This is a genomic window from Paraglaciecola mesophila KMM 241 (assembly GCF_000315015.1).
In the GTDB taxonomy this organism is placed as follows: Bacteria; Pseudomonadota; Gammaproteobacteria; order Enterobacterales; family Alteromonadaceae; genus Paraglaciecola; species Paraglaciecola mesophila.
In genome coordinates, this window is record NZ_BAEP01000083.1 from 1 (window position 1) to 615 (window position 615).

Here is a 615-nt window from a genome sequence, read left to right on the forward strand (position 1 = left end):
TTGCGCGACAGCGCTTAGGATGAAGCCACCTTATGATTGTTGTTTAGATAGCCTTTGATTATTTTCTGTAGCGCAGAAACGAAAAAAGCCACCCGATTAAGGTGGCTTCATTCTAAATGGGAGTCTGGCAGTGTGCTACTCTCGCATGGGGAAACCCCATACTACCATCGCCGCTAATGCGTTTCACTTCTGAGTTCGAGATGGGATCAGGTGGGGCCGCATCGCTATGGCCGCCAGACATAAACTGTTATCTATCAAGCTTGCGCTCAATAAATCAATATGTAAAAAGCTGATGCCGTTCCTGTTAAGGTCGGGCTGTAATCATTGCTAAATCTCTTTAGTCTTACTCTTGATTCAATACTTGTCATACATTCAACGTTCAAACTTTTAAAAAGTCACTTGGGCGTTGTATGGTTAAGCCTCACGGGCAATTAGTACAGGTTAGCTTAACGCCTTGCAACGCTTCCACATCCTGCCTATCAACGTCGTAGTCTTCAACAACCCTTTAGGACAGTTAAACTGCCAGGGATGACTCATCTTGGGGCTCGCTTCCCGCTTAGATGCTTTCAGCGGTTATCGATTCCGAACGTAGCTACCGGGCAATGCTTTTGGCAA

The 615-nt window shown here is 45.9% G+C and carries 2 rRNA genes; both read right to left on the reverse strand.

Going from position 1 to position 615, the window contains the following annotated elements:
* Positions 1 to 122: 122 nt before the first annotated feature.
* Positions 123 to 238: ribosomal RNA gene (rrf, locus tag GMES_RS20780) — 5S ribosomal RNA — on the reverse strand.
* A 172-nt stretch (positions 239 to 410) separates the two neighbouring features.
* A 23S ribosomal RNA gene (locus tag GMES_RS20785) occupies positions 411 to 615 on the reverse strand; the annotation flags it as partial.